Annotated in this window: 17 protein-coding genes; 11 read left to right on the top strand and 6 right to left on the bottom strand. The window is 68.2% G+C overall.

The genetic code is table 11. From position 1 onward, the window contains the following. Positions 1 to 44: 44 nt before the first annotated feature. A complete protein-coding gene (locus MEBOL_RS09535; RefSeq protein ID WP_095977122.1) occupies positions 45 to 1,298 on the top strand; it encodes an O-antigen ligase family protein in 1,254 nt (417 codons plus the stop codon). Between the two features lie 18 nt (positions 1,299 to 1,316). Here the strand turns inward: MEBOL_RS09535 and MEBOL_RS09530 are convergent, their stop codons facing one another. Then, positions 1,317 to 1,727, bottom strand: a complete 411-nt coding sequence (locus tag MEBOL_RS09530; protein ID WP_095977121.1) for an ATP-dependent DNA helicase — start codon at positions 1,725 to 1,727, stop codon at positions 1,317 to 1,319. A 225-nt stretch (positions 1,728 to 1,952) separates the two neighbouring features. On the opposite strand from MEBOL_RS09530, the gene MEBOL_RS09525 reads away from it, so the two are divergent. Next, a complete protein-coding gene (locus MEBOL_RS09525) occupies positions 1,953 to 2,321 on the top strand; it encodes a YkgJ family cysteine cluster protein (RefSeq protein ID WP_157774839.1) in 369 nt (122 codons plus the stop codon). 6 nt (positions 2,322 to 2,327) lie between these two features. Here MEBOL_RS09525 and MEBOL_RS09520 read toward each other — a convergent pair whose 3' ends face one another. Continuing rightward, positions 2,328 to 3,578, bottom strand: coding sequence for a cellulase family glycosylhydrolase (locus MEBOL_RS09520; protein WP_095977119.1), 1,251 nt, complete (start codon positions 3,576 to 3,578; stop codon positions 2,328 to 2,330). A 100-nt stretch (positions 3,579 to 3,678) separates the two neighbouring features. Further along, the gene (locus MEBOL_RS09515) at positions 3,679 to 4,899 is read right to left on the bottom strand and encodes a hypothetical protein (protein ID WP_157774838.1); all 1,221 of its coding nucleotides are present in this window, start codon (positions 4,897 to 4,899) and stop codon (positions 3,679 to 3,681) included. 143 nt (positions 4,900 to 5,042) lie between these two features. Here MEBOL_RS09515 and MEBOL_RS09510 point away from each other — a divergent pair, with 143 nt between their 5' ends. From MEBOL_RS09510 to MEBOL_RS09495, 4 genes are all read left to right on the top strand, one after another. Next, positions 5,043 to 6,143, top strand: a complete 1,101-nt coding sequence (locus MEBOL_RS09510) for a Kelch repeat-containing protein (RefSeq protein ID WP_095982677.1) — start codon at positions 5,043 to 5,045, stop codon at positions 6,141 to 6,143. A 113-nt stretch (positions 6,144 to 6,256) separates the two neighbouring features. After that, positions 6,257 to 7,117 carry a KPN_02809 family neutral zinc metallopeptidase gene (ypfJ, locus tag MEBOL_RS09505; RefSeq protein WP_095982676.1) on the top strand — a complete coding sequence of 287 codons (861 nt, stop codon included), beginning with the start codon at positions 6,257 to 6,259 and terminating at the stop codon, positions 7,115 to 7,117. Between the two features lie 43 nt (positions 7,118 to 7,160). Beyond that, the gene (locus tag MEBOL_RS09500; RefSeq protein ID WP_095982675.1) at positions 7,161 to 7,544 is read left to right on the top strand and encodes a VOC family protein; all 384 of its coding nucleotides are present in this window, start codon (positions 7,161 to 7,163) and stop codon (positions 7,542 to 7,544) included. Positions 7,545 to 7,638: 94 nt separating this feature from the next. After that, entirely contained in the window at positions 7,639 to 9,468 is a 1,830-nt protein-coding gene (locus tag MEBOL_RS09495; protein WP_157774837.1) for a glycosyl hydrolase family 28-related protein, read from the top strand. A gap of 10 nt (positions 9,469 to 9,478) precedes the next feature. Here MEBOL_RS09495 and MEBOL_RS09490 read toward each other — a convergent pair whose 3' ends face one another. Further along, positions 9,479 to 11,176, bottom strand: a complete 1,698-nt coding sequence (locus MEBOL_RS09490) for a serine/threonine-protein kinase (protein WP_095977116.1) — start codon at positions 11,174 to 11,176, stop codon at positions 9,479 to 9,481. Between the two features lie 252 nt (positions 11,177 to 11,428). On the opposite strand from MEBOL_RS09490, the gene MEBOL_RS09485 reads away from it, so the two are divergent. The 3 genes from MEBOL_RS09485 to pabB all read left to right on the top strand — a co-directional run bounded on the left by MEBOL_RS09485 (position 11,429) and on the right by pabB (position 17,311). Then, positions 11,429 to 13,210, top strand: coding sequence for a DUF4215 domain-containing protein (locus MEBOL_RS09485; protein WP_095977115.1), 1,782 nt, complete (start codon positions 11,429 to 11,431; stop codon positions 13,208 to 13,210). Positions 13,211 to 13,354: 144 nt separating this feature from the next. Beyond that, positions 13,355 to 15,160 carry a DUF4215 domain-containing protein gene (locus tag MEBOL_RS09480; protein ID WP_095977114.1) on the top strand — a complete coding sequence of 602 codons (1,806 nt, stop codon included), beginning with the start codon at positions 13,355 to 13,357 and terminating at the stop codon, positions 15,158 to 15,160. A gap of 84 nt (positions 15,161 to 15,244) precedes the next feature. After that, positions 15,245 to 17,311, top strand: a complete 2,067-nt coding sequence (gene pabB / locus MEBOL_RS09475; protein WP_095977113.1) for an aminodeoxychorismate synthase component I — start codon at positions 15,245 to 15,247, stop codon at positions 17,309 to 17,311. Here pabB and MEBOL_RS09470 read toward each other — a convergent pair. After that, entirely contained in the window at positions 17,308 to 17,778 is a 471-nt protein-coding gene (locus MEBOL_RS09470; RefSeq protein ID WP_095977112.1) for a MarR family winged helix-turn-helix transcriptional regulator, read from the bottom strand. The genes pabB and MEBOL_RS09470 overlap by 4 nt on opposite strands. Before the next feature lie 175 nt (positions 17,779 to 17,953). On the opposite strand from MEBOL_RS09470, the gene asnB reads away from it, so the two are divergent. Next, on the top strand, positions 17,954 to 19,852 hold the full coding sequence (asnB, locus tag MEBOL_RS09465) for an asparagine synthase (glutamine-hydrolyzing) (RefSeq protein WP_095977111.1): 1,899 nt from the start codon (positions 17,954 to 17,956) through the stop codon (positions 19,850 to 19,852). A gap of 12 nt (positions 19,853 to 19,864) precedes the next feature. Here the strand turns inward: asnB and MEBOL_RS09460 are convergent, their stop codons facing one another. After that, positions 19,865 to 20,689 (bottom strand): metallophosphoesterase family protein, encoded by an 825-nt coding sequence (locus MEBOL_RS09460; protein ID WP_095977110.1) that lies wholly within the window; start codon positions 20,687 to 20,689, stop codon positions 19,865 to 19,867. A 260-nt stretch (positions 20,690 to 20,949) separates the two neighbouring features. Between MEBOL_RS09460 and MEBOL_RS09455 the strand changes: the two genes are divergently transcribed. After that, positions 20,950 to 24,072 carry an AAA family ATPase gene (locus tag MEBOL_RS09455; protein ID WP_245919602.1) on the top strand — a complete coding sequence of 1,041 codons (3,123 nt, stop codon included), beginning with the start codon at positions 20,950 to 20,952 and terminating at the stop codon, positions 24,070 to 24,072. Positions 24,073 to 24,183: the final 111 nt, after the last annotated feature.

The raw sequence follows: 24,183 nt of genomic DNA, 5'->3' as shown, positions 1-24,183 counted from the left end.
TGGTGAGGTGAACGCTCTTTCACTGGACCGCCGTCGAGGACCGAATGGGCTCCGCTTCACCCCTTGCCACCCGCCTGCGTCACCTCGCCTCCGCCGTGCTCTGCCTGTACGCGGTGGGCCTGTTCCTGGCGGAAGCCGTGCTCCAGGCGGGGGCGGTGCTGGCGGTCGCGCTGGCGTTGGGCCTGGCCGTGAGCCGCCAGTTGCGGCTGGCGCCCGACGTGCGGGCGTACGTGGTGGCGAGTGGTGCCCTGTGCCTGTGGCAGCTCGTGTCGCCCGCGGTGGCCCTGTTGACGGGAGCGGCCGAGCGTTGGCCGCGAGGCTCCCGTTATGGGCAGACCCTGGACACCGTGGCGGGCGCGGCGGTGGCGTGCGTCGGCACGCTGGGCGTCCCGTGGTGGACCTTGGGGATCCTCGTCGCGTGCGGTTGGGTGGGGGCCGCGGCGCTCGGTTTGTACCAGCACCGCGTGCCCTGGTCCTGGGAGCCGCCCGCGTTCCTCAAGCTGAATATGGGACGGCTGCACGAGAACTTCGGCACCGAGGAGTCTCCCCACTACGCGTCCGGGGGGTTCTTCTTCCACCGGTTGCGCTTCGCGCATGGGGCGGTCGCCGTGCTCGGGCCCGCCCTGGCGGTGTTGGGGGGCACTCGCCGGGCTCGTGCGCGCGTGGTGGCGGGTGGGGTGGTGGTGGCCCTGCTCCTGTCCACCTACGTGTCCTTCGCGCGGGCGGCGCTCGGTGCGGCCGTGGGTGTGTGCGTGCTGGCACTGCTGGTGTTGATGCGGGGCACCCCGCGCCGGGTGGGGCTCGTGGTGGCCGCGGCGCTCGTGATCGCGGTGCTGGTGACGCCCGCCTGGAGCGAGCGCGCGAGCCGGGCGCTGGAGAACGTGGCCAGCGGCGAGCGCGCCCTGGCGATGTCCGTGGGCTGGCGGCTGGTGGGCGCGCATCCGCTCGTGGGCGTGGGCTTTGGCAACCACAAGCCCGCGGCCCTGCGCTCGCAGGACGAAACGCACATCACGGATCTCCTGGCCACGGACTCGCACAACCTGTGGTTGACGACGTGGGCGGAGACAGGACTGCTCGGCCTCCTCCTCCAGGTGGCGGTGCATGGGCTGCTGGCCCGGGCGCTCCTGCGCCGCCACCGCGCGGGTTCACTGGCCGCCACGGGCGCGCTGCTGTCCTTCGTGGGCTTCCATGTGTTGTCGCTCGTCCACTACCTGCCCTTCCACTCGAGCGTGCACCTGTCATTCGCCTTCGTGTGGGGTCTGGGCTTGAGCGAGGGCAGCGAGGTCCTTCGGGACTGAGCCGAAGGGCCGTGCCACTCAACGGCGATCCACGGGGGTGGCGCGGTGCACGCCGTCATCGCGGTCCCGCCGTCCGCGCTCGTCGTGCTCGCGCCGCTCCCGCTCCGCGCGCTCCCGGGCCTCACGCTCACGCCGCTCCCGCTCCGCGCGCTCCCGGGCCTCGCGCTCACGCCGCTCCCGCTCCTCGCGTTCGCGCCGTTCCCGCTCCGCGCGCTCACGCCGCTCCCGCTCCTCGCGCTCGCGCCGTTCCCGTTCCGCGCGCTCCCGGGCCTCGCGCTCGCGCCGTTCTCGCTCCGCGCGCTCCTGGTTCGCCCGGTCCACCGTGCCCGGGTTGCGGTTGGGACGAGGGTCATGCCGTGAATCGGCCAGCGCCGGCGTGCTCGCGTACAGGGCGAAAGCGATGGACATCCACGTGAACAGGGTCTTCATGGCGATGCTCCTCGGGTGCGGCGACTGGGGACGAGGGGCCTCGAACTCTCGTCGAGAATGCCGCTCGCTCCGTGTTGTGCTCCTTCTGACGATGCGGCCAGGGGGCTATTCGGCGCCGGGACATGTCGAAGTATTTCGGTCGTGGCTGGGCAGGGATGGCGAGCCGGCTTTCGAGCCCTTGCTTCGCGTTGGCGCGAGAGGAGGCGCCGGGTACGCTGCCACGCCATGTCGCTGGAGACTCTCTGCCGCGCCTGTGGGTTGTGCTGCGACGGCACCCTGTTCGCGCGCGTTCCCCTGTCGCCCACGGAGGTCGTTCCCGAGGACACCCTCGCGGTGGTGACGAACGACAAGGGGGGCCGTCACGTGCCTCAGCGGTGCGCGGCGCTCTCGGGCACGGTGTGTCAGGTCTACTCGCAACGGCCGCTCGCGTGCCGCCGTTACGAGTGCCTGCTATTCGGCGCCCTGCGCTCGGGCGAGGTGTCCCTCGATGAAGCGCTCGCGGTCGTCACGAAGGCGCGGACGTTGCTCCAGGAAGGAGCCCCGGCCGCGGTGCGTGACGGTTACCTCTCGTTCCACTTCGGACGGCGCCCGTGAGGGAGCCTACTCGGCGGACGTCAGGGACAGGGTGCTCCACATCCGCTTGAGCTCGCTGAACGCGGACCGGTAATAGCGTCCACTGGTCTCACCCTCCTTGAGGGCGGTGGACAGTCCGAACCATTCCTCGTTCATGAAGCAATCGGGGACGAGGTTGGCGTTGGCGTAGCCGCCGGTGTTGTGGACGTCGCGGGGTCCGCTTCCGTCCTTCCACCACTCGTCATTCCACTCGAACACCACGCCGCCGAGCAGCTTGTTGGTGGTGCTCCGGGCGCTGAGGTTGGGCAGCATCGCGTTCTCCCAGCGGCTCTTGTAGAAGAGGGCCTGCTGTTGTTGGGCCTCCGCGCTGCCACGGCCCTCCGGGTTGGAGAAGTCACACCCCTTGTTGTGCTGGCAGGCGTCATAGCCAAACTCCGTGAACAGGAGCGGCTTGTTGAGCGAGTAGCCCTGGATGATGTTCCTGAAGCCCTGCTCCGTGTTGTACATGTTGATGGACCAGATATCCACCAGGGGCGCCCGGTTGAGCAGGCTGGTGTTGTGGATGTCCAGTTGGGGGTTGTCCCCGATGACCACCGTGTAGGGATGCGCCGCATCGGCCTGCTGATCGGCCTCGCGGATCGCCTCGCCATAGAAGTCGAACATCGCCTCGGACGTCAGCGGCCCGCGGTTCCATTCGAAGTTGTTCTCGTTGCCGAAGGCCCACATCAGGACCATCGGGAACTCGGTGCGGTTCTTGAACACGTTGATGATGTTGCGGAAGCGCAGCTTGTGCCGCGTGCGCGCGTCCTTGTTGAACTTCACCTGCTGCCCCGCGCGGTAGTCCACGCCGGTGGGCAGGAAGTAATTCATGATGACGTAGATGCCCTGCCGATCGGCTTCGTCCAGGACGGCGCGGTAGTTGGCGAGCACCGACTGGTCGACCCGGCCCGGGTCGGTCGAGGGATCGTTCTGCTCGTCCCAGTTCTGGAACAGCCGATCGTACAGGACATAGACGCGGATGGTATTGACGCCCATCTCCTTCATCTTGGCCAGGTCGCTGAAGGCCACGGCGCGGTTCATGGTCCAGTCATCGGGCCAGTTGCTGGCGCCCGTCCTGGGAACGGGGTGGTAGTTGACGCCCTTGGCGATGAAGGGCTTGCCGTTGATCAGCAACTGCTTGTTGGACAGCGTGAGGGTCTCCGGCGCACGTCTGGCGTTCGCCTCTGGAGCCACTCCCAACATCGCGAGCACACCCATCCCAACGAGGAACCGATACATGTGGAAACCATCCTTTCGGCGGTAGGGCTTCCGTCATAGCACCGGTTCTTTCGGGTCTCGAACCTTTTCCTGGTTTTACAGGGTCGGTCGGGCGGGCCGCTCAGAAGTCGCCAAACGTGGGGGGCCGGGTACTGGTGAAGAAATCCTCGAAGGAGACCTGGAAGTGGGAAGGGCTGCCTTTCTCTCCCACGAAGGCTCCGTCCTTGTGGCCGAGCACCACGAGCGCTTCGTTCCGGGTGATGGACAGATGGACGAGGGAGATGGAGCCGGGGCGGCCGCGCCCGCCTTCGTCCTTGCGCACCTCCAGGCTTTCCTCGCGTGCCGCCTGGAGCGAGTTCCAGGTCAACTGGAGGATGCGCAAGGAGACAGGGGCGGCGTCGGAGGCGGACTGCTGCCGCTTGTAGCCGACCGCGAGGCCCGACATGCCGCCCACGAGCGCGAGTGGCCCTGGCCGGTAGGTGCGCTCGATGAGCTTGCTTTCCATTCCCCAAGGGCATTCACGCCTGTACGGCATCCGGGTGAGATAGATGGCGTGTTCCCCGGCGTTGCCCTGCCCCCAGGTGTCCGTGGGAATGGCCCATACGAAGAAGTGGCAGCCCGACCATTCGATGCTGGCGTAGGAGCCGTTTTCATCCGGTGGGGCCAACACCGTGGGGGACGTCCTCGTGGTGAAGAAATGCGGGTAGGTGGCCGTGAACTGGGTGCCTTCCCCAATCTCCCCGGGGATGCTTCCGGATTTGGTGCCCTTGACCACGAGCGTGCCTTCCGTCAGGGCGAGCTCCGCCTGGTGGATCCGTCCGGGCAGGCAGGTGCCCATGCCGCGGGGACATATCGAGGCGGTGAGCGTCTCGTTTCGTAGGGGTTCCAATGTGTCCGGCGCGACGTGCCGCAAGGAGAAGTGGACGGGCGGGGGGTTCAACGAGGGCCGAGCGTTGACCTGGATATGTCCCACTCCGATTCCCCAGGGGCCAGCGACCAGGGAGAACGCGGGCACCTCGTAGGAGGAGCCCAGCAGGCGGCTTTGTCCGCCCCAGGGACAGGTTCCCTGATTCGAGCGATGGAGGATGATGTCGTAGATGGGAACGGAGGGCTGGCCGCCGTCCGGGCGTTCCTCGTGGGACAGGGTATAGCGGCAACCGTGCCATTCAGCCTGGGAGGAACCCGCGGCCGTGTCTTGCTCCGGCGGGCTCGCCGCTGCTTCCTTGCCTCCTGCTTGCCCGGAAGCGGGTTCCATGGCCGCTCCGGCCTCGACGGGCTGCCCTTCACAACCCTGGATCATGAACGCAACCACCAGGGAGTGCGCCCACTTCATGTCGCTCATGCGGGTGACCTCATGGGGCGGGAAGTCGAGTGCGCCCCGCTTCATTGAACCCGTTTCCCCGAGGTGTCCGCAGGTGGCCCGCCGGGCGTGAACATTGTCCTTTGTGTGACGCATGAGGATTCGGATGGGGGATGATGGACGGAATGTCTCCTCCGCTTTCCTCCGCTGGTCGGGTTCCCCACGAAGGTCTCTGGCTCGATGGCTTCTGTCTGGTCGCGGTGTCCGGAGGGGCGCTCCTCGCGGGCGGTGGCGCCTGGCATCGCGATGGCATTGGCGCCACGCCTCGGCGGTCCGACATGGCGGCCTTCTGGGACCTGGCGACACGGGCGTGGCACCCGCTGCCACCGCTGCCCCATCCGCGACAGGGCCACGCCGCGGTGGCGCTGCCAGACGGGCGCGTGTTGTTGCTCGGGGGGCAGAGCGCCGATGCTCACGAGTTGCGTACCACCCTGTTCTGGGAGCCCGGCTCCCGGCGCTTCCAGGAGGGACCGCCGCTCATCGCCGCCCGGGCCCAACCCATCGCCGTGAGCTTCGCGGATGGCGCGGTGCTGGTGTTGGGCTCGGATTTCGATGATGACCTCGAGCGGGGCACGCGCGCGGAGGTGCTATGGCCCGGCGCCAGTGCCTGGGAGCCCGCGGGTCAGACGGCGCGCATCTTCCACCCCGGCCCGGTGTGTGCGAGCGGAGAGCGCGTGGTCATCGCGGGAGGCCGGGACAATGGCTTTGGCTTCGCCATCGTCGAGGGCGTCCACTTCGCGCCCCCGCTCGATCAGATGACCGAGGTCTGGGAGCGAGACCGCCGTGCCTGGGGCCAGGTCGGCCCCATGACCGAGTCTCGTGATGGGGCCGTGGGGGTCACGCTGTCGGACGGGCGCATCCTCGTCGTGGGGGGATGGTTGAGTGGCCAGGTCCTGACCACCGCGGAGGTGTGGGATCCCCGCACCGGTGAATGGAGCGCCACGGGAAGGCTCGCGATTCCCCGCTCGGGCTTCGCCCTGACGGCGCTCCCGGGGGGCGGCGCGATGGTGTCCGGAGGACTCGCCGGGAGCGCGCACGCGGACTCGAACTCGGTGGAACTCTGGGATCCTCTTCTGGGCACCTGGTCCCCAGGCCCCTCCTTGCGGAGGGCTCGCGCGGGGCAACAACTCGTGGAGGTTTCCCCCGGACGCTTCCTGGTCGTGGGCAACACCCGGGACGCGGAGGGCGACCTGGAGACGACCTGGGAACTCTGGGAGTTTTCGTGAGGCATGCTCCTCCGCCCGTCTTGCGGGCGGCCGAGCACCCACCACCGTGGTGATAGGCACCTCCGTGCTCCCTACCTTGGAGGGGATTGACGCTCGGCGGGGAGGCGGACCGGATGAGATGGCAAGGGGGACGGCGCAGCTCGAATGTCGAGGATCGGCGGGGCCAGGGCGTGGGACGGCCGTTGGCACTGGGGGGCGGAGTGGCGACGCTGGTGGTCGCCGTCCTGGTGTACCTGCTTGGAGGTGACCCGGGCGTGGTCCTCTCCGGGGATCCCCAAGGACCCTCGGCGCAGGTGGGAACGGGAGGCTCGGGGGTACGGGTGGATCCCGCCCAGGAAGAACTCAAGGACTTCGTCTCCGTCATCCTCGCGGATACCGAGGACACGTGGCCGTCCCTGCTGTCGCCCGAGGGCGTGCGTTACGTGCAACCCCGGCTCGTCCTCTTCTCCGACGCCGTGGAGTCGGCTTGCGGCTTCCAGGAGAGCGCGGTGGGGCCTTTCTATTGTCCAGGAGATCAGCGCGTGTACCTGGACCTGGGCTTCTTCCGGGACTTGGAGCGGCAACTCGATGCGCCCGGTGATTTCGCGCGGGCCTATGTCGTGGCGCACGAAGTCGGACATCATGTGCAGAACCTGCTCGGCATTTCCTCGCGTGTCCGCGCTGGCGCTCGAGGAACGCGGGAAGACGCCAACGCCCTGTCCGTCCGCCAGGAATTGCAGGCGGACTGCTTCGCTGGCATCTGGGCCCACCATGCGCAGCGTCAACGCCAGGTGCTCGAACAGGGTGACGTGGAGAAGGGATTGAACGCGGCCTCGGCCATTGGGGATGACACCCTGCAGCGCCGCGCGGGCGGGCATGTCGTCCCCGAGTCCTTCACCCATGGTTCCTCCGCGCAGCGTGTCTTCTGGTTCCGGCGCGGACTCGAGCAGGGCACCCTCGCGGCCTGCGACACCTTCCGAGAGGACGCCCCCTGAATCCCGCTTGGCCTCCGTCCTCGTGTGACGGAGGATGGCGCCCATGCGCATCGAACACGTGGCGCTCTGGACGCGGGACCTCGAGCGGCTTCGCTCCTTCTACGAGACGTATTTCCAGGCCAGCGTGGGGCCCCGGTACGTCAATGAACGCAAGCAGTTCACGTCGTACTTCCTGAGCTTTGGCTCCGGGGCGCGCCTGGAGATCATGTCGAAGCCCGTCGTGGTGACCGTGCCCGAGGACTCGCCGCCCATGGGCTACGCGCATCTGGCGATCTCGGTGGGCTCGCGCGAGGCGGTGGACTCCCTGGCGGAGCGTTTCCGGCGCGAGGGCCTTCCGGTGGTGGATGGTCCCCGGCAGACAGGGGATGGGTATTACGAGTGCGTCGTGCTCGATCCCGAGGGCAATCGCATCGAAATCACCGTTTGACGCGCCAGGCCATCCGCGTCTCGGCTTGTCTTCTCTCGGCGGGTGTAGGGTGTTGCGAAGCGACGCCTCGCATCGATGGACAAGGATGGCGCACATGACGGGAAAGCCTCGGGCCGCACCGGTGAATCCTCCCTTCCGCGGGGGCCTGGCGTTGGGGGTGCTGGTGCTCTCCCTGGGAAGCGTGGTCTGCACCGAGCCCACGGATGAGCCGGTGCCACCGCCCGTGGACACGCCCGCCACTCCCGCTCGGGGCGCATCGCTCCCCTGGGTCGAGTATCAGGCCGAGGATGGCAAGACCAACGCGCGGGTCATCGGTCCCAGCCGCACGCGTTATGACGCGGCGGCCATCGAGGCCGAGGCGGTCGGGCGCAAGGCGGTCCGGCTCGACAAGACGGGTGACTACGTGGCCATCACCTCCACGAAGGTCGCCAATTCCATTGTCGTGCGTCTGTCCATTCCGGATTCGGCGACGGGTGGAGGGATCGACGCGACCCTGGGCCTCTATGTGAATGGCCAGCGCGTCAAGTCGCTCCCGGTGACCTCGCGCTATTCCTGGGTCTACCAGGGGGAGGCCATCGACACACCGAATGATCCGAGCAAGGGCGAGCCGCACGCCTTCTTCGACGAGGTGCGGGCCCTGGTGGACACCCTTCCCGCGGGCACGGAGGTGAAGCTGCAGAAGGACGCCGAGGACACCGCGGCGTTCTATGTCATCGATCTCATCGACCTGGAGCAGGTCGCGCCTCCCCTGGAGAAGCCCGCGGGGCTCATCTCCATCACCGACCACGGCGCGACGCCGGACGATGACGTGGATGACCGGGAGGCCATCCAGCGGGCCATCGACGTGGCCGTGGGCGAGAAGAAGAAGGGCATCTGGATTCCGCGGGGCACCTTCCTCGTCAACGCGGAGCGAGTGAATGACCAGGGTGAACCCATTCGGGGTCTGTCCTTGAAGGGGATCGCGTTCCGTGGCGCGGGCATGTGGCACTCCACCCTCAAGGGGAAGGAGGGCACCCTGTATTGCTGGGGCGAGGGTGGCTGCCATTTCGCCGACTTCTCCCTTCTCGGGGAGGTGGACCACCGCGACGACGAGGAGCCGGCCAACGGCTTTCACGGAGGCATGGGCCAGGACTCGGTCGTCGAGAACGTCTGGGTCGAGCACGTCAAGGTGGGTATCTGGTCGGGCTTCAACGGATACTCGAACACGACGGATGGCTTGGTCGTGAAGAACTCCCGCTTCCGCAATGTCTACGCGGACGGTATCAACTTCGCCAATGGCACGCGCAACTCCGTGGTGGAGAACTCCCACTTCCGCAACTCGGGAGATGATGCCCTGGCCATCTGGTCGTTCAAGAACGCGGGCGACCCGCCCGGCCATGACAACGTCTTCCGCCGCAACAGCGTGCAGATGAACTGGCGCGCCAACTGCTTCGCCATCTACGGCGGCTACAACAACACCATCGAGGACAGCACCTGCGAGGACGTGCTGACCTACTCGGGCATCCTCATCGACAACGAGTTCGACTCGCACCCGTTCGCGCCGACCACGGCGCTCAAGAACATCTCGCTCATCCGGGCGGGAGGGCCCATGTTCGGGATGACGCACGGGGCCTTGCGCTTCTACACGCGCCAGGGCCCGGTGCGGCACGTCCTCGCGGAGAACATCGACATCGTCGATCCGACGTACGCGGGCATCCAGTTCCAGGACAACGAGACCCGCATGGAGGCGAGCCTGTCGGACATCGTGCTCAAGAACGTCACCGTGACGGGGGCGGGCACGTACGGCATCGAGGCCATCGACGGCGCGCGAGGTGAGGTGAGCTTCGAGGGCGTGACGGTGAAGGACTCCGCACGGGGGGCGCTCCACGCGCCGGGCGTGCCGGACTCCTTCTTCAAGCGGTTGCCGGGCAACTCGGGCTGGTAGGCGTCCGGGTTCAACCCTTGTGCAGGGCCCGGGTGGCCGACTCCTCCATCGCTTCGCCCGGGTTGTCCGAGGACAGCACGCCCGTGGGCTCCTCGCTGGTCGGAAAGAGCATGCCCTCGGGCCGCGTCTCCTGCTCGGCTCCAAGCGCGGGGGGCCGGTTCTTCCGCAGCAACATCGCCTCCTGGACCAGGCGGGCCAGTTCCTCCTGTCCTTGAGGGTAGGGCGCGAAGGCGCCCGTCAGTTCGCACAGCCGCTCGCGCAGCCTCAGCCCCCGGGGCGTGCGCTCCGACACCCGCCACTCCAGCAGGCCCATGATGGCGGCGTCCAGCTGGGGCGGGATGTCCGGGCGGAAGGTCGAGGGGGGCAGGAGGAAGACGGGCGGCGTGCTGCGCATCGTGTCGGGGACACCTTCTCCGGAGAAGACGCGCCGTCCCGTGAGCGCCTCGTGCAGCGTGAGGCCGAGCGCGAAGAGATCCGCCCGCCCATCGAAGGACTCACCCCGGGCCTGCTCCGGGGCCAGGTAGCCCAGCTTGCCGCGGACGCGGTCCGCCTGGGTGAGGCGCACGTGGATGGCCGCGCGGGCGACGCCGAAGTCCCCCAGCTTCACCTCGCCAATGCGTGACAGCAGGATGTTGGGCGGATTCACGTCCCGGTGCACCAGGTTGAGCGGGGTGCCGTCGCTCGCGGTGCGCCGGTGGACGTAGTCGAGTGCCTGGCCCATCTCCGCGCCGATGAGTGCCACCGCCGCGGGCGGTAGACGGCCGTGGACCTTGATGAGCTCCCGGAGCGACACCCCCTCGATGTGCTCCATGGCCATGAAGTAGGTGTCCCCGAAGCGGCCCACGTCGAGCACCTGGACGATGTTGGGATGGTTGAGCAGCGACACCAGCTCCGCTTCCCGCCGGAACAGCGTCACGAAGTCCTCGTCCTCCGCGTAGGCCGGCAGGATGCGCTTGATGGCCACCACCTTCTCGAAGCCACCCTCCGGGCTGTAGGTGGCGCGGAACACCTCCGCCATGCCGCCCACGCCCAGCCGCTCGTGCAGGAAGTACTTGCCCAGCAGATCCTTGGCCCGGACAGCCCGCAGGGCTTCCTCGGCCTTGCGCGTCAGGTGGCTGGCCACCAGCGCCGCCATCCACCCCGTGATGAAGTAGTAGCCGGCGCGCTGCACCATCAACGTGGGCGAGAACATCAGGGGGATGGGCCCGCTCATCCGGGGCAGGGCGACGAAGAAGTACAGCAGCATCGTCTCCGCGGCCACGAGCCCGCCCGCGAAGAGCGCCAGCTTGAGGTTGGAGCGCAGGGCCGCGAGCACGATGATCGCGCTCCACAGCACGGCCGAGGGGTTGGACAGGGCCTGCTCGGCGTCCGCGAAGATGATGTCGAACATGAAGAGCCCGCCGACGGCGGTGTTCTCCAGGCAGACGTTGATCCAGCACACCGCGGGGTGGAACCAGCCACGCTTGAGCACCCGGTAGAGCCATCCGTAGTAGCCGGCGTAGCTGGCGCACAGCGTCATCACGGCGGTGGCACGGGGCCAGCCGAGCAGTGGCCCCAGTCCCAATGCCGACAGCAGGAAGAGGGAACACACCACGCTGTTGAACCGGGCCACGGAGGTCTCCCGGGCGGCGGCATCCGCTCGGAAGTGCTCGGCGAGCAACTGGCTGCCAAGCGGCGCGGCATTACCTGAACGGTCGGTGTGGGGCATGGCCTCCCCATTCTCCGGCAGACCGGGTTTCAAGGCGAATCCCCGGCCCCCGGGTCCACCTTTCGAGTGGTCCACGGCCCGCTCCCCCTTGGGCGCCGTTTTCTCGCGTCCTCGCTGGACTCTCGGTAGGCGAGCGAGCGGTATGGGTTGCCCGGCCTGTTTTCTTGCCGTGGTGATGGAACGCCCACGGGGGCCAGGAAGGAAAGGTACAATCGTCCTCGTTTCAATCCCCCCTTCCTGCTCGAGCCCTCCATGGTGAATCCCCCAACTCGCTCGCGGCTCGCGAGCCTCTTGATTGCTTCCCTCTTCCTGTCCATCGCGGCATGTGGCGATGGGGGGACTTCCAATCCCGGCAAACCTGACTCGGGGACGAGCGATCCGATCGACACGCCCGATGCGTCCACCCCCGTGGATGGGGGCTCTGGCCGGTGTGGCGACGGCATCAAGCAGGGCGCGGAGGCGTGCGACGACGGCAACACGGTGAGCGGTGACGGCTGCACGGCGACCTGTTCCCAGATCGAGCGCGGATGGTCGTGCGAGGTGCCGGGTAAGCCCTGCGTCCAGACCGCGATCTGCGGCAATGGCAAGGTCGAGGGGTCCGAGTCGTGCGACGACCGCAACACGGAGTCGGGAGATGGTTGCTCCGCGACGTGTGCCACGGAGCCGGGCTGGATCTGCCAGTCGACGGGTGGCCGGTGCGTGGCCGCTCAGTGTGGAGACCTCATCATCGCGGGTGACGAGGAGTGCGAGGACGGCAATGCCACCCCCGGTGACGGCTGCAGTGAACTCTGCCGTCTTGAGGCGGGCTACAAGTGCCCCACCATCGGCGCGAAGTGCCAGACCACCTACTGTGGGGATCGCCAGGTCGAGGGCACGGAGGAGTGCGACGACGGCAACAACAACATGGGCGATGGCTGCTCGCCGCTGTGCAAGCGGGAGCCCGAGTGCGGCAGCGACGGCAAGTGCACGCCCAAGTGCGGCGATGGCGTGATCCTCCCCGGTGACACGAGCGAGGAGTGCGATGACGGCAACACGCGCAACAACGATGGTTGCAGCTCGACCTGCAAGAAGGAGGAGGGCTTCGTGTGCGACCTCATCGAGAGCGCTCCGCCGGATACCGTGGAGATTCCCTTCGTGTTCCGAGACTTCCGTGGCTACGACCTGCAAGCGAACGCGAGCAACGGCCTGCCGAGGGGCCACATCGACTTCGAGTACAAGAACGCCTCGGAGAAGGGGATCGTGCAGGAGTACCTGGGCGCCGATGGCAAGCCGGTGTACGGCAAGAACGCGGACGGCAGCAACTCCAACTGCACCCACGGCAAGGCCACCTTCGACCAGTGGTACCGCGACGTCACGAACGTCAACGTGACCGTGGTCAAGACGCTCTCCCTGGCGCGCAATGGCAACACGAACACCTACGTGTATGACAACACGAACTTCTTCCCGCTCGACAACGATGGGTGGGTCGCGCGTGGCTCCACCTACGAAATCAAGCGGAACGATGGCAATGGGGTGCCCCGCAACTTCAACTTCACGAGCGAGACCCGCTACTGGTTCGAGTACAAGGCCAAGGAAGTGCTGTCCTTCCGCGGCGACGACGACGTGTGGGTGTTCATCAACGGCCGCCTCGCCATCGACCTGGGAGGAGTGCACGGGCCGGAGTCCGGGAGCATCGACCTGTCCACGACCGCCAATGCCACCAAGTTCAACCTGGCGAAGGGCGGCATCTACGAGGTGGTGGTGTTCCAGGCCGAGCGTCACACGAATGGTTCCAACTACCGGCTCACGCTCAGCAACTTCCTCACGAGCCGCACCGAGTGCCGCGCCACCTGCGGCAATGGCGTGGTCGACCAGGGCGAGGAGTGCGATGACGGCATCAACGATGGTTCCTACAACACGTGCGCCCGGGGTTGTGTGCTCGGGCCTCGTTGTGGCGACAAGGTCATCCAGAGGGAAGCGGGCGAGACGTGCGATGACGGCAACAAGCAGAGCGGTGATGGTTGCAGCAGCATCTGCAAGGTCGAGCTCAACTAAGCCGTCACACGCGTCGTGATGAGAGGCCGCTTCGGGGTTTGCCCGGAGCGGCCTCTGTCTTTTTACAGGGGGCTCGGCGGAGGTGTGTGGGGGCGGGCAGGTACAATCGCTCGCTTCCTTCCCCCTTCTCCGCTGGGACCTTCCATGCTGAATCCACCCCTCCATCGGTGGCCCGCCAGCCTCGTGCTTGTTTGCTTCTTCGTGTTACTCGCGGCTTGTGGTGGTTCGACCGCTGGGCCAGATGTTGGTACGTCACCCAAGACACCAGATGCGTCCACCGAGGTGCCGGATGCATCCACGGACACGCCAGACGCGTCCATCGAAGTGCCGGACGCATCCACGGACGCGCCAGACGCGTCCATCGAAGTGCCGGACGCATCCACGGACGCGCCAGACGCGTCCACGGACACGCCGGACGCCTCCTCCGAGGTGCCGGATGCATCCACGGACACGCCAGACGCATCCACGGACACGCCGGACGCTTCCACCGAGGTTCCGGACGCGGGCGGTGGTAGGTGTGGAGATGGGGTCTTGCAGGCGGGTGAAGCCTGTGATGACGGCAATACGGCCTCGGGGGATGGTTGCTCCGCCACCTGCGGTGTGGATCCGGGTTGGTCTTGCCCTCCAGCGGGAGGACGATGCGTGGCCTCCGCTTGTGGAGACCTGATCATCGCCGGTGACGAGGAGTGCGAGGACGGCAACACCACCTCCGGTGACGGTTGCGGTGGCACCTGCCGTCTCGAGGAAGGTTTCAAGTGCCCCACCGTGGGCGCTCCCTGCCTGACCACTGTCTGTGGAGACGGGATCGTCGAGGGCACGGAGCAGTGCGACGACGGCAACCGCGACATGGGTGATGGTTGCTCACCTCTGTGCGGGCGTGAGCCCCAGTGCGTCGACGGGGTGTGCACGGCGATTTGTGGCGACGGCGTGATGCTCCCTGGAGACACGAGCGAGGCGTGCGACGATGGCAATTCCCGCTCCCACGATGGGTGCTCGTCCACGTGCCAATTGGAGGAGGGCTTCACGTGCGCACTCATCGAGAATGATCCGCCCTCGACGATGTCGTTGCCCCTGGTCCTGCGTGACTTCCGTGGCTACGACCTGCCCGCCAGTGATGGTCTGCCTCGCGGGCACGTCGACTTCGAGAACGCCAACGGCTCGGAGACGGGGATCGTGCAGGCCCTGCTGGGGGTGGATGGCAAGCCCCGGTACGCGAAGGCGGGAGTCAGTTCGTCCACCACTCACGGCCAGGTCGCGTTCGACCAGTGGTACCGCGACACGCCGAACGTCAACCTGTCCGTGGTCAAGCAGCTCCCCCTGTCGCGCATAGACAACACGGCGACCTACGAGTACCGCAGCGCGAGTTTCTTCCCGCTCGACAACGACGGGTGGGTGGCATTTGGCAAGGAGCCCAGACGCACTGATGGCAGCGGAGTGCCTCGCAACTTCAGCTTCACGAGCGAGACGCGCACCTGGTTCGAGTACAAGGGAACGGAGGAGTTGACCTTCCTCGGGGATGACGATGTGTGGGTGTTCATCAACCGGCGGCTCGCGCTCGACCTGGGCGGGGTTCACGGGCCGATGTCGGGACGCATCAACCTGGCGTCGAAGGCCGTCGAACTCGGGTTGCAAGTGGGCCGCGTCTACGAGGTCGCGGTGTTCCAGGCGGAGCGCCACACGACTGGCTCCAACTACCGGCTCACGCTCGACAACTTCCTCGCGCGGCGCTCCGAGTGTGTCGCCAACTGCGGCAATGGCGTGGTCGACCCGGGAGAGGCGTGCGACGACGGCGTCAACGATGGTTCCTACAACACGTGCGCCCGGGGTTGTGTGCTCGGGCCCCGCTGCGGGGACTCCATCGTCCAGACGCAATACGGTGAACAGTGCGACGACGGCAACACGCGGAGCAACGATGGGTGCAGCGCGTTCTGCAGGCTCGAGCTGCCTTAGTCCTCCGGTTTGACGGACAGGGGCCGCCCTCGGGCGGAATTGCGCCAGCGGCCCCTGTTTGACACATTCCGCGTCCAGCGGGACATGAAGACGCTCCTCGTCGATAACTACGACTCGTTCACCTTCAACCTGTACCAGTTGTGCGCCGAGGTCTCCGGCACGCCGCCGCTCGTCGTGCGCAATGACATCACGTGGGAGCGGCTTCGGGAACTCGACTTCGACAACGTGGTGCTCTCCCCGGGCCCCGGCCGTCCCGAGCGCGAGGCGGACTTCGGGGTCTGCACACGCCTGCTCCGAGAGGCGTCCGTGCCGGTGCTGGGGGTGTGTTTGGGGCACCAGGGCATCGGCCACGTCCATGGTGCCCGGGTGCGTCACGCTCCCGAGGTGATGCACGGCCGGGCGAGCGCCATCTTCCATGACGGCACGCGGCTCTTCGCGGACCTGCCCCAGGGGTTCTCCGCCGTGCGCTACCACTCGCTCCAGGTGACGGAGCTGCCCGAGTGTCTGGTGCGCACGGCATGGACAGAGGACGGGCTCGTGATGGGGCTGCGCCACAGGGAGTTGCCCCAGTGGGGCGTTCAGTTCCACCCCGAGTCCATTCGCAGCGAGCACGGCCGACGGCTCCTCGCGAACTTCCACGCGTTGAGCCGACCCTTCCTCCGGGAGCGGCCCCGTCCGCCTCGTGCTCGCCCGCTCCCGAAGGAGGGCGCGCCGGATGCGGCCGCGGTGCCCGACGTCTCCGAGCGCTACATCGTCCGCTCTCGCCGTCTGGAGCTGTTCCCCGAGCCGGAGGCGGTCTTCCTCCATCTCTTCGGGAGCTCGCCCCGCGCCTTCTGGTTGGACAGCAGCCGGGTGGAGCCCAGTCTGTCCCGCTTCTCCTTCATGGGCGCGGCGGATGGGCCGGAGAGTCTGGAGGTTCGCTACCACGTGCGGCCCCGGGCGTTGTGGGTGACGCGTGCGGAGCACACCGAGCGTCACGAGGAATCCCTCTTCGACTTCCTGCGGCGTGAGCTGGCGCGGCGGCATGTGGCGTCCGATGCGCTGCCCTTCGACTTCAATGGGGGGTTCGTCGGCTATCTCGGATACGAGCTCAAGGCGGAGTGTGGCGGAGACGCGGCCCATGTCTCCCCACTGCCGGATGCGCACCTGCTCCTGGCCGATCGCCTCCTGGCCTTCGATGCCCAGGAGCGGGTGGTGTACGGGGTGTGCCTCGCGCGGGAAGGAGACGCGGCCTCGGCGGAGGCGTGGCTCGATGCGCTGGAGGACCGGCTGCTCGGCGTGCCTTCCGTGCCGCCTCTTGCTTCCGTCTCCCCGCGTCCGTCACCGGTATTCCATTTCGAGCGCGCGCCCGAGCGCTACCTCGCCGACATCGGCGTCTGCCAGCGCGCCATCCGGGATGGCGAGACCTATGAGGTCTGCCTCACCAACACCCTCCACGCCGAGCTCCAGCTGGAGCCGCTCACGTACTACCGGACACTGCGCCGCGTCTCCCCGACGCCTTACGCCGCCTTCCTGCGCTTCGGCGATACGGCGCTCGCGTGCTCGTCGCCGGAGCGCTTCCTGCGCATCGACCGGGTGGGGCTCGTCGAGTCCAAACCCATCAAGGGCACGAGGCCCCGGGGGCGGGACGCGGACGAGGACGCGCGGCTCGAGGCGGCGTTGCGCGCGAGCGAGAAGGAGCGCTCGGAGAACCTGATGATCGTGGACCTGGTGCGCAATGACCTCGGGCGGGTGTGCGAGGTGGGCAGCGTGCACGTCCCGGTGCTCATGGAGGTGGAGCGCTATGCCACGGTGCACCAGCTCGTGAGCACCATCCGGGGACGCCTGCGTCCGGAGCTGACGGCGGTGGATTGCATCCAGGCCGCGTTCCCCGGGGGCTCCATGACGGGCGCACCCAAGAAGCGGACGATGGAGCTGCTCGATCGCCTGGAGGGCTCGGCGCGAGGTCCCTATTCGGGGGCCATTGGCTTCCTGGGGCTCGGCGGTGGCGCGGATCTCAACATCGTCATCCGCACCGCGGTCCTGCGTCCGGGCTCGGTCTCCATCGGCGTGGGCGGCGCCGTGGTGGCGCTGTCGGAGCCCCAGGCGGAGTGGGAGGAGATCCGCCTCAAGGCGCGCGCATTGCTGGACGCGGCCGCTCGCTGCCCCTAGGGCCCGCCGGACAGATCGAGATCCGTGTTGAGCCGGCCCAGCAGCCGGGTGAGATCCGCCCGATCCTGCTCCGGCCAGGCGGCGAAGATCTTCCGCAGCACCTGGAGCCGTTCCGCGCGGGTCGCGGCGAGATGTTCCGCGCCTCGTGGCGTCATGCGCAGCAGCACCGAGCGGGCATCGCTTTCGTCCGGAATACTTTCCAGGAGTCCCTGCTCCTCCATCCGTCCCAGGTGACGGCTCGCGGTGGACTTGTCGATGCCAAAGCGGCGTGCCACCTCGCCTACCCGCGTCGTCCCCTCCTCGGACAGGCGGATGAGCAGCGCATAGGTCCAGCGGTCGACACCGCCCTCGTCTCGCTTGCCCCAGAAAGAACCAATCGCGCGCCGCACCAGGACGCTCAATTCCCGCTCCAGCGCCGAGAGCGTCTGTCCCTGTGCCTGCCGTTCCGCTTCCGCCTGCTCTGACATGGTTCCTCGGTGGTTGGAACTCACCCTATAGCGCGATCAAGCGTCCGCTATCGGGCTTCGTTGCCCCGCGCAACGAACAGCCTTACCTCAAGGATTATCATTCGGGCGCCACGGCACCGTGAACGGGTGGGAATGGGTCCGTCGTGCGCCCTGGCGAACGAGGAGGCATTCATCCATGTGTGGAATCGCGGGTTGGATCGATTTCGAGCGCAATCTGATGGAGGAGCGTGCGACCGCGGAAAAGATGACGCGGACGATGCGCGACCGGGGCCCCGATGACGAGGGGTTGTGGTTGTCGCCCCACGCCGCGCTGGGCCACCGCCGCCTGTCGATCATCGACTTGGAGGGAGGACGGCAGCCGATGGTGGCGGAGGAGAACGGCCAGCCCGTGGCCGTGCTCGTCTACACGGGCGAGGTCTACAACTTCCGGGAGTTGCGCGCGGAGTTGGCGTCGCTCGGACACCCCTTCCGTACGCACAGCGACACCGAGGTCGTCTTGCGTGCCTACTTGCAGTGGGGCGCCTCGTTCGCCGAGCGCTTCAACGGCATGTTCGCCTTCGCCCTCTGGGATGTGCGTGAGCACAAACTGCTGCTCGTGCGCGACCGGATGGGCATCAAGCCCCTGTACTACGCCCCCACACCGCACGGCGTGCTGTTCGGCTCGGAGCCCAAGGCGATCCTCGCCAATCCCCTGATTCGCGCCGAGGTGGACGACGACGGCCTGCGCGAGCTGCTGTTGTTCTGCAAGACGCCGGGGCATGCCGTCTACCGGGGCATGCGCGAGGTGCGTCCCGGCCACATCCTGACGGTGACGCGCGAGGGGGCTCGGGAGCGGGCCTATTGGAAGCTCGAATCGCGGCCGCACACGGATGACCTGAAGACCACGGTGCGCACCGTGCGCGAATTGCTCGAGGACATCGTCGCCCGCCAGCTCATCTCCGACGTCCCCTTGTGCACGCTCTTGTCGGGCGGGCTGGACTCCAGCGCCATCACCGCGCTGGCGCAGCGGGCCTTGTTGGCGCAAGGCGCGGGGCCCGTGCGCTCATTCGCCGTGGACTTCGTCAACAACGAGCGGGACTTCAAACCCGATGCGTTCCGTGGCACGCCGGATGGCCCCTTCGTGGCGGACGTGGTCCGGCATATCGTGTCCGAACACACGGACATCGTCCTGTCGCCGCATCAACTGATGGACCCCGAGGCGCGGGCGGCCGTGTTGGGCGCGAGGGATCTGCCCATCAGCATGGGGGACATGGACACGTCCATGTACCTGCTCTTCCGCGCCATCCGTCAGCACTCCACGGTGGCGCTCAGCGGCGAGTCGGCGGACGAGGTGTTCGGGGGCTACTCCTGGTTCCACGATCCCCAGGCCATCGAGATGCCCACCTTCCCCTGGATGAGCACATCTTCCCGTCACATCGGCTCTCGCACACGGGCCCTGGCGCCGGAGCTGCTCGCGCGGTTGCGGCTGGATGAATACATCCAGGATCGCTACCAGGAAGCGCTCGCCGAGGTGCCACGTCTGGAGGGAGAGACGGGGCTGGAGCGGCGCATGCGCGAGGTCTTCTACCTGCACCTCACGCGCTGGTTGCAGATCCTGCTCGATCGCAAGGATCGCATGAGCATGGCCACGGGCCTGGAGGTGCGCGTGCCCTTCTGCGATCACCGGCTGGTGGAGTACCTGTTCAACGTGCCCTGGTCGATGAAGACCTTCGACGGGCGGGAGAAGAGCCTGCTGCGCGCGGCGACCGCGGATGTGCTGCCGCGCTCGGTGGTGGAGCGGCGCAAGAGCCCGTATCCCTCCACGCAGGATCCCGAGTACGGACGCTTCCTGCGTCACCAGCTCGCCGCCTTGCTCATGGACGAGCATGCGCCCGTGCGGCCGATGCTCGACCCGGCGCAGACGCGCGCCCTCGTGGTGGGGGACGGGGAGGACGGCAATCAGCCCGCCCGCGCGAGCGCGGAGCAGGTGCTCATGCTCAACTCCTGGCTCGTCCGCTATGACGTGAGGCGCGTGTCGTCCGCGCCTCCGGGCGAGGGAGTGCTGGGGGCTGGAGCGGTATCCCGCCGTCCTTGAGCGGGAACGGGCTCAGCGCGAGGGGCCGGGGAGGATTTCCCTCAGGTACCAGGAAATGTCCCCGCGCCACTGCCATTGCCGCGGATAGCCGAGCGACACCTCCTCGAAGCGCACGCCATCGCGCCACAACGTGGCGGGCATGTGGAGGTGGCCGGTGATGACCACCTCGGCGCGAAAGCGCGTGTGCCAGTCCTCTGTCTTCTTCGTGCCGCACCACAGCGAGAAGCGGGGGATGCGTGGCAGACGTACGTGCTCGTAGCGCAGGGGGAAGTGGTTGATGAGGATCGTCTTGCAGTCGGGTGGCAGCGACGCCAGGCGGACGAGCGCCTGGTCCACGCGCGCCGCGCACCAGGCGGCCCGGGAGGGGTAGGGGTCCGGGTGGAGCACGGCCTCGTCGGTGCACAGGATGTTGGCCTCGAGCGCCCAGTTCAGGGCTCCCTCCTCGGAGACGTCGTCCGGACGGAACGAGTAGTCATAGAGGAGGAAGAGCGGGACCAGCACCCGGTGCGGTCCCTCTCCGGGCCAGCGTGGGTAGGGATCCTCCGGGGTGATGACGCCGTGCGCGCGGCACAACGCCACCAAGCGCTGGTAGCGGGCCTCGCCCCGGAGCGCGCCGGGCTCTCGTGACAGCGTCCACAACTCGTGGTTGCCAGGGACCCAGATCACCTGCCGGAAGCGCGCCGTCAGGGTGCGCCAGGCGAAGTCGAGTTCCTCCTCGGTCTCGCCCACGTCTCCGGCGACGACGAGCCAGTCCTCCGGATGGGGCTCGAGTGATTCGAGCGCTTGCCGGTTCTGCTCATAGCGAAGATGGAGATCACTGAGGGCGTAGAGCTTCATGGGCAAGGTGGGCGCACCGTCCAGTGTATCGGACGCCAGGGCGAAGTCTTGGGTTCTCTCTGAAGGGAAAGCAGCCAGCCGTGCGTCCAGGGGGAGAAGCCCGGGGCTCCCGGCTTTTCCTCCGTGCTCCGTCGAGGCAGCATGCGGCCCTTCGTCCCGCCTGCCCCATGGAGAACGAGTCCCCACCCCCGTCGCCTCGTGCCCGCAAGCCCGGTCCTCCTGCCTTCCGGGCTCCGGCCGCCGAGCCGGCGGATCTCGTCATGCGCTCGGTCCTGCCAGAGGACCTGTTGTCGGCGCTGGAGAGTGAGCGAGCCCTCTACCGGTGGGTGATGCTCAAGGGGGCCGTGGACGTGCGGCTGGAGGACGAGTCGATGTTGGGCCTGACGCCCCTGCCCGCCGCGGACCCGAGTTGGAGCGGGGGGCAGCTCATTGGATTCCTTCCCGACGAGCGCCGCTTCATCGGGGAGATCGTCCATCTGGATCCGACGACGGGCCGCGTCTTCCTCTCCACGCGTTCGATGGGCCATATCCCCCCCGGGGTGACCTCGGTGGAGCGCTGGGCCTTCCAACCCTATGACTTCTCCGAGGCCCTGCTCGCCGCCTCCCGGGCCTATGACGCGCGGGGCGCCGAGGTGCGGGAATCGCTCGAGCGGGTGCGCGGCCTCATCCCGGACGATGGCACCGGTCCCTCCCAGGGCGCCGACCCTCTCTGGGAGAAGCCCTGGGCGCTGCTCTGGGGGCCGCCGGGTACGGGCAAGACGGAGACGATGGCGCGCTTGCTCGCCCAGGCCGTCCAGAAGAATCCCCGCGAGCGCATCCTGGCGGTGGCGCCCACCAACCGCGCCGCCGACACGCTCGCCCTGCGCGTGGCGCGCATGTTGTCCAAGGCCGGAGCCCTGCACGCGCCGGACACCACGTGCCGCGTCTTCCGCGGTGGCCTGGGGGTGGGGCAGGAGCTCACCCACTCCTTCCCCGCGCTCCTCCACGACTCGGGCTACCAGAAGCACGCGGCGCGCATCCAGCACATGGAGGAGCGCGTGCGCGAGGAGTTCCTCAACAACGCTTCTTCCTCCCGCCTGGCCACCGTGAAGGCCGAGCTGCGCAAGGTGCGTGATGGGCTCACGGACGAGACGCTCTTCGTGGCGCGCGAGGGGTACGCCACGCTCATGGTGCTCACGGTGCACCGGGCGCTGCGGCTCGTGTCCGAGCTGGAGGGGGCGTGCCGCTTCGATCGGCTGGTGGTGGACGAGGCGGGCATGGTGTCGCGCGCGGCGGTGGGGCTGCTCGCGCCGCTCGCGCGCAAGGTGTTGCTCGGGGGGGATCCCAAGCAGATTGGCCCCGTGAGCCGTGCGCTGGAGGGAGGGGAGCGGCCGGTGCAGACGTGGATGCGCAGCTCGCCCTTGTCGCACCTGGAGGACGCGCGCGCGGCGGCGCAGCTCCCGCACGTGTTGCTCCTGCGCACGCAGCACCGCATGCACCCGCGGATCGGCGCGGTGGTGAGCCGTTTCAGCTACGCGGGCATGTTGGAGGATGGCGAGGGGCCGCGCACGCGCGAGCACAAGACGGTGGACGTCTTTCCGGCCGCGCGTGCGTGTTGGGTGGTGCTGGACGAGGCCACGCGGGACGCGCGCCGGATCTGCCACGAGCGGGGGGACTCGGGTCATGGCTACCGGCGGCCCTTCTCCGCGGAGCTGGTGATGGCCATCGCCGCGCCCGCGCTCAAGGCGGGGCTCAAGGTGCTGGCGGTGACGCCCTACCGGGCCCAGGCGGGGCTGCTGCGGGGCATGGCCCAGGAGAAGGGGTGGAGCGAGTCGCGCTTCCAGGCCTCCACCATCCACCGGCAGCAGGGCACCGAGTATGACGTGGTGGTGGTGGACACGGTGGCCGCCGGGCGCCCCTTCGCCCCGAGCGAGCTCACGCCCATGCTCAACGTGGCCGCCAGCCGCGCGCGCGAATACCTCTTCGTCCTGTCCTCGCGCGCCGAGTCCGAGGCGGCCATTCCCGCGCAGCTCCTGGAGTTGCTCACCCCGGTGGCGCCACGCCTGGAGCCGCGCTTCTCCCTCCTGCCGCTGCTCGTGATGCCGGGGGTGCGCGCGCGCACGGCGAAGAGGCCCGACGGCCTGGGGCAGGAGATCGACGTGCTCCGGGAGATGGGGCCGCTCTTCACCCAGGAGCAGGTGTCGCTCTTCGAGCGGCGCTTCGATGACGGGCACCACCTGGTGCGGGGCGTGGCGGGCAGTGGCAAGACGTACGTGCTCGCGCACTGGGTGGCGCGCTACCTCGCCGAGCACCCCGAGGCGCGCGTGCTGGTGTCCTTCTTCAACAAGGCGCTCACGCCGCTGCTCACGCGGCTGGTGGACGCGGCGTTGCGGCAGCGGCTCGGGCGGCGCGCTTCCTTCATGCTGCACCGGGTGACGCTCATGCACATGACGGGCACGGGGGGCTACGCGAAGGAGAGCTTCGACGCCGTCTTCGTGGACGAGGCGCAGGACCTGAGCGCTCCGGAGCTGGCCCACCTGTACGGGCTCGCCCGTCCGCTCACGCGGGGCGAGGACACGCCGCTCAAGGCCTTCCTGCTCTTCGCGGACGACTCGCAGAACGTCTATGGCCACAGCGCCGTGGAGGCCCTGCGCAAGGAGCTGCCGGACGGGCTCGACTTCACCGGCCGGGTGCGCGTGCTGCGAGAGACGTTCCGCTCCACGCGCCAGGTGTCCGAGCTGGCCTTCAACGTGGTGTTGGATCCGCTCGGGCTGCACCGGGTGGGCAACCCCGGCATGCGCGAGTTCATGCGCGCGAGCGAGCTGCGCGAGCAGGGCCTGTTGGAGGAGCCGGTGGCGGGGGTGGATGGGCTCTACCGCCTGCGGAGCGGCGAGCGCGAGGGGGTCCTCCCGCAGGTGCGCGCCTTCGACTCGCCGCGCGACGAGGAGGCGTGGCTCGTGCGCGAGGTGAAGCGGCTGATGCGGCGCGAGGGCGTGCGGCCCTCGGACGTGCTGGTGGTGGCGCCGGTGCGGCCCGCGCGGTTGGCCGAGGCCCTGGAGCGCGAGGGGCTCAAGGCGGTGGCCTTCGGAGGCCGTGGCGGCGAGGACGTGGCGGCCTTCAGCGTGGGCCCGGTGGACTACCTCCGGGTGACGACGGCCTTTTCCTGCAAGGGGCATGAGAGCCCCGTGGTGTTCTTCTGCGGCGTGGACGCCCTGGACGACATGGCGTGGATGGAGGGCCGGGCGGGGCGCCAGGAGCGGGAGCTGGAGCGCACGCGCCGCGCGCTCTTCTTCGTGGGCGCCACGCGCGCCATGGTGCGCCAGTACGTGAGCGGCCTCGCGGGAGCGCGCTTCACCCGGGTGGCCCAGGAGTACGCACGGGCGCTCCCGCGCGGTACCCGCTGAAGAGGCCCTTCCTCCGTCCGCCTTCGTTCCGACCTGACAGGTCGGGCCATCCGAACACCCGCCGCGCGATCGACCCGATGTCCGGGGTTGGGTGCTCGCCGCCGTTTCCCG

This window comes from Melittangium boletus DSM 14713 (assembly GCF_002305855.1).
GTDB lineage: Bacteria > Myxococcota > Myxococcia > Myxococcales > Myxococcaceae > Cystobacter > Cystobacter boletus.
Note: the sequence above shows the minus strand (reverse complement) of the source record. Positions and strands in the feature narration are given on the sequence as shown.